Genomic DNA, 5,368 nt, shown 5'->3' on the forward strand with positions numbered 1-5,368 from the left:
TTCATTCCGCAGCTCGGCCTCATGGTGGTGGAATCCTCCGCCCTTGTGAATCTGCCAGTGAACGCCTGTCGTCTGGTCGTCATATATTTGAATCCGGTACATCCCGAGATTATGATCCTTGGGATTCGAAGGACTTTCCGTATACACGAGCGGCAGCGTAACGAACGGGCCTCCGTCCTCCTGCCAGCTTGTAACCCGAGGCAATCCCTTGAGCGGATCGGTGCTCTGGCAGACGCTCAAGATCGGCGCCTCGCCCTGCGGGACATTCTTGACGCCGACTTTGAGCAGGTCAAACAGCAGCCCTTTTTCCTTCCAGACACCGGTTGGCGTTGGCGGCAGCAGCGTTTCCACCGCGCCCATCAGCGACTTCATCAGCGCTTCGGGCCGGGGACCAAAAGCCTGATCCACCCGCCGGACCGTGCCGAACAGGTTGGTGACAACCGGAAAGGGAGTCCCTTTTACATTCGTAAACAACAGAGCCGGTCCCTCTTCCTGGATCACACGGCGGTGAATCTCCGCCAGCTCCAGATAAGGATCAACCGGCGCTTCAATTACGGCAAGGTCTTTATCCTTCCGCAGCTGTTCTATCCATTGGCGCAAATTACTGTATCCCAATATATTGTTCCTCCTTGAACGGGCTCTATCCAAAATGGCCGATTTCAGCCGAATCCTTCTCTCTGTCTATTCTGCCAAGCTGCCACACGCGTACACTCATATAGCACAACACGCCAAACAAGCCGGATACCAGCACAATGTGGGCCAAAGCGGCAAACAGATACCATTGCTCGTTGTACAGGGTGAACACGACACTGGCGCCGCTAAGCACCTGAAGTGCGCACAAAGCGACGGCCAAGGCGCCAAGCTTCCCAAGCTCAGGATAGCGGCCATGCCTCCAGAATGCCAGATGTCCGAGCACCGCTGTAAGAACGAACAGCAGCATAGCCGCAATCCGGTGAACAAACATAATGCCGGTTCCTCCGGAAAGCTCCGGGATCACTTCTCCGTTGCACAAAGGCCAGCCCGAGCAGCCCCCCTGCGAACCCGTATGACTGACCAAAGCGCCGACATAGACGACGATATAAGCATAAATGGCGGTAATCCAGGTCAAATTGCGAAAGCCTTTGCCAACGGGCGGAAGGGCGCCGGTCTGTTCGCCGGAATAGCGGCTCCCCGCGCCCAGAGCCAGCATCAACGAGCTGGCGAAGGCGATCAGCGAGAAGCCCATATGCAGCGCCATGACGGCGGCGGTCTGCGGGCGCACGACGGCGAGCGCTCCCATGAATGCCTGGATGACCACAAACAGCAGCGTCATATAGGCATATGCCTGCAAGTCGCGGCGATTCCGGGCATAGCGCCGGAAGGCCAGAACCGAGGCAAGCGAGGCCAGCCCGGCAAGACCGCTGAACAGCCGGTGGCTCCATTCAATCATCTGTCCGAGCGTATAAGCGGGAACCAGCTTGCCGTTGCACAGCGGCCATTCATTTCCGCATTCGAGGCCGGACCCCGTTTTGGTAACCACTGCACCGCCAAGCAGGGCGAGAAACATAATAAGACAGGTTATGTACCCAAGCCATTTCAATGGTTTCGCCGTCAATCCGATCACCCGCCGTTTATTGGATTTTATGGAGCCAAACCCGGCCTTTTGTTTCATTTCGAATAAGTTATGCGTTTCCATTATAACCGATAAGGGTGAATGCGGCATACATACATTGAACAGAACCTGATTGTCCGCTGACTATTCAATTTGATAAGCGTGGAACTTATACAGTCTTATATTTTAAAAAACGCCGCTTTCACACAAATTCGGCGAAAGCGGCGAATGGCGATTACTTGTGGATGCTCTGATGGACCTGAGCTGCGCGATCCAGAAAATCTTCGATTTCCTGTCTCGACTTACGCAGCTTGTTGACGAACCGCACCAGTTCCCGGCCTTCCGAGTAGGCGACGAAGCTTGGAATGCCAAGTATATTCTGCTCCTGGCTAACCTCGCCTACAGCATCGACATCAACCTCCACCAGCGTCAGCTTGTCTGCGTAGTTCCGCTCAACCTCCGGCATAAACGGATTGATGAACTTGCAATCTCCGCACCAGTCTGCCTTGAACACGGCCACGGTTAAACCGGGGGATTGGATGGCAGCCTGAAATTCAGCGGGCGAGCTGATTTTATCCATCACTTGCACCGTCCCTTCTCCTATGACAATTGTCTCATGCTACTCTTTAAGTGAAGCAAAATGTGCAGCGGAAGTCAACTGGCCGCGCTTATTCTCTTCCTCGCACGCGCGCCGGCTGCAGCTTCATGAGCGGATTCAGCAGCTTGCGCACCGGACGCGGATAGCTGGCCAGTTCCTCCGCGCTTAATACGCCCAGCACAATCAGCATAACCAGATACAGGATGACAACGGCCCCGCCAGCCGCCAGACAGCCGATAAGATAGGCCAGCCTTACGGGTATCATTCCGGCAAGACCAAGCGCCGCCGCATTCAGCCCGTAACCGGCTGCGCCCGATACGAGAAACGCCAGCAAATATCCGCGCCAGCGCTTGCCCATAATTTCAAACGGCACAATGCTGCGAAGCAGTCGCAGATTCAGGCCGGTAATAACGATAAAGCACAGCGCCGTAGCGATGATGATGCCATAGATGCCGATGAACCGGCTGAGCAGAACGCTCGCCGCCAGCTTGACGACTATCCCCGCAAGCACATAGAACATGGAAATCCGCGATTTCCCCATACCGAGCAGAATGGAGTTCGAGGTAGTCATCGTAATCTGAAAAATGGTGCCCAGTGTCAGCAGCGCAATCATGCCGGTCCCGGAAGGGCTGCTGAAGAGCAGGCCGTTGACCGAATGGGCCGCGACGACAAGCGACAGCACGATCGGCGTTCCGGTCAGGATGGCGATACGCATCGCGAGCGTGATCTGCCGCTTCAGGTGGTCCTCGTCCCGCCTTGCATAAGCGGCAGAAATGACTGGAATCAGCGAGGTGCTGAGAGCGATTGCCAGCACGGGCGGAATGCCCGCAATGCTCTGCGCCTTTTGACCGAGAATGCCGAGCAGCCGCGTCGCTTCAGCTCCGCCCACCTGCCCGCTAAGCAGCGGAACGATCAGGGAAGAGTCAATGAAATAGACGGCCTGAATCGTCATGGAAGACAGAATAATCGGAATGGACAAGCTGAAAATATCCTTGTAAATACCGAGCAGCGGCAGTTTGGCCTCCGTGGAGGCGTGAATGCCGCTCTGCTTGTCGCTCTGCCTCATCCTGATAGCGGCATACAGCATAATGGCGAAAGCTCCGACGCTGCCGAACACACTGCCGAACGAGGCCCCCGCCGCCATAACCGGGTTCCCGTAACCCTGGTGAAGCAGGAAAAATGCCAACAGAATGGCTGTGAACACGCGGGCAATCTGCTCCACGATTTGCGAAATCCCGTTGGCCATCATATTGTTGCGGCCCTGCGAGTATCCGCGCATCATCGCGATGGTGGGAAACAGCAGCAGCGCGGGGGCAATCGCCCGGATCGCCAGCGTGCTTTCCGGCACGCCCGCGTGCTTCGCGAACAACGGAGCGGTTATGTACAGCGCCGCGCTGATGATTACGCCGACGACGGCGCCAAAAATAAGCGCGGCTCGGTAAACCTGCCGCGCTTCGTCCGGTCGGTTCAGGGCGTAGCGCTCTGATACCATTTTGCTGAGCGTGCTGGGAATGCCCGCCGTGGCGAGCGTCAGCAGCATCAGATACACATTGTTGGCCTGCGAAAAGGCCGCATCCCCGACATCGTTGAACAAGTGCTCCAGCGGAACCCGCTGAAAAATGCCAAGCACACGCGCCACCAAAGCGGCGGCGGCCAGAATAATCGTGCCTTTAATAAAAGAATCCTTCTTCGACAACCTGTTTCCCCTTCTTTGCAGTGAATTTAATACCGGCCGATCCAAATGAAGAAGAGGATGACCATCACGATCTGCAGCACAATCTTGACCACCGTACTGCTGAACAGCCCGAGCATGGAGCCGGCGCTGACCTTAAGCGCTTTGCCCGGATTTGACCCGGCGATCATCTCGCCGATGAACGCGCCAAGGAGCGGTCCGATAATCAGGCCGAACGCCGGAATCACGAACGGGCCCGCGATCAGACCGATTGTGCTGCCAATGATGGAGGAACGGGAACCGCCGAATTTTTTGACCCCCCATGCCCCCACGACATAATCGGCAATAAACAGCGCGGCGACGATCAAGGTCTGAATAATCCAGAACCATGGCCCGAACGAGCCGAAGCCGAAGAACCAGCCATAGACGAAAAAGGCAAAGTAGATCGCCAATGCTCCGGGCAAAATGGGATAGACTGCCCCGGCCAAGCCGACGGCAAACAGTGCAATAATCAGAATCCATCCAAGAATAGTCAAGCTTGGTCCCCCTTATAGATAGGATTTGCGGACCCGAAGTCCCCGCATCAGGCTATAGCTCCCGCGAAGCCGCCGCTTCATCCGAGAAGATAAAACGGCGGATAACCTCGGCGATTCCATCTTTGTTATTCGTCGAGGTTACCGCATCGGCCGCCTGCTTGACGGTATCCTGGGCATTGCCCATGGCCACCCCGAGACCCGCCTGCTGAATGACCGCAAGATCGTTAAGACTGTCACCGACCGCGATAACCTCCTCCATCTTGATTCCCAGCAAGCCGCACACTTCCTTGACGCCGGATGCCTTGTTCACGCCAAGAGCATTAATCTCCAGATTATAAGGGGACGAGTTGGTAATCTCCAGCCCCCCCATGTCCTGAAGCTTCATCAGCACCTGATGGCGAATCTCGTCATCTTCGGTATCATAGCCGAATTTCAGCCATTCCCGCCCGTCGATATTGCCATCCCAGCTCTCCTTGTTATACACGCCGTCGACCGAATAGGCCCAGTACCAGATGCCGTACTGGATCGCTATCGCATGCATTTGCTTGATAAGCTGCGGGTCCATCAGGGAACGGCGATACAGCTCATGCGGCGCCCGCCACACTTCACTGCCGTTCACGGTAACCATGGGCGTCTTCAGCCCAAGGTCCTTGGCGTAAGGATACGCGGAGTTAAACGCCCGCCCGGTGGACAAGCAGACATGAATGCCCGCATCCACCGCCCGGTGTATCCATTTCACCGTTTCCGGGGTAATCCGTTCTTCACTATTAAGCAGAGTTCCATCCATATCCAAAGCCAACAGGCGGTATTTAGCGGTCATTGACATCCCTCCATGATCTATTTTTAGTGGTTTATTTGTTAATTAGTTCGTACCCGTTGTCACTGCGCCGTTCGCGGCAGGACTGCCACTTTGACCAGCGGATTTCTGCTGCTGGCTCTTCTTCGGCACTCCGTCGAGGCCGTATTCCCAA

6 protein-coding genes are annotated in these 5,368 nt (G+C 55.9%); all 6 read right to left on the reverse strand.

The annotated features are described in order from the left end of the window. Positions 1-615 (reverse strand): UbiD family decarboxylase domain-containing protein (locus tag L692_RS0112530; protein ID WP_025700327.1); only part of this gene is annotated, 615 nt, incomplete at its 3' end. Between the two features lie 25 nt (positions 616-640). After that, positions 641-1,594, reverse strand: coding sequence for a COX15/CtaA family protein (locus L692_RS0112535; protein ID WP_025700330.1), 954 nt, complete (start codon positions 1,592-1,594; stop codon positions 641-643). Between the two features lie 232 nt (positions 1,595-1,826). Continuing rightward, positions 1,827-2,171, reverse strand: coding sequence for a thioredoxin family protein (locus L692_RS0112540; RefSeq protein WP_025700332.1), 345 nt, complete (start codon positions 2,169-2,171; stop codon positions 1,827-1,829). Positions 2,172-2,259: 88 nt separating this feature from the next. Beyond that, entirely contained in the window at positions 2,260-3,885 is a 1,626-nt protein-coding gene (locus L692_RS0112545) for a putative polysaccharide biosynthesis protein (protein ID WP_025700334.1), read from the reverse strand. 26 nt (positions 3,886-3,911) lie between these two features. Further along, the gene (locus L692_RS0112550) at positions 3,912-4,397 is read right to left on the reverse strand and encodes a DUF456 domain-containing protein (protein ID WP_025700336.1); all 486 of its coding nucleotides are present in this window, start codon (positions 4,395-4,397) and stop codon (positions 3,912-3,914) included. Positions 4,398-4,449: 52 nt separating this feature from the next. Further along, positions 4,450-5,217 (reverse strand): Cof-type HAD-IIB family hydrolase, encoded by a 768-nt coding sequence (locus L692_RS0112555; protein ID WP_156940425.1) that lies wholly within the window; start codon positions 5,215-5,217, stop codon positions 4,450-4,452. Positions 5,218-5,368: the final 151 nt, after the last annotated feature.

This window comes from Paenibacillus forsythiae T98 (genome assembly GCF_000520735.1).
Lineage (GTDB): Bacteria > Bacillota > Bacilli > Paenibacillales > Paenibacillaceae > Paenibacillus_AQ > Paenibacillus_AQ forsythiae.

Excerpts from the sequence above, each read along its gene's own strand:
- L692_RS0112540 (WP_025700332.1), bottom strand. The coding sequence starts at position 2,171 with ATGGATAAAATCAGCTCGCCCGCTGAATTTCAGGCTGCCATCCAATCC.
- L692_RS0112555 (WP_156940425.1), bottom strand. The coding sequence starts at position 5,217 with ATGACCGCTAAATACCGCCTGTTGGCTTTGGATATGGATGGAACTCTG.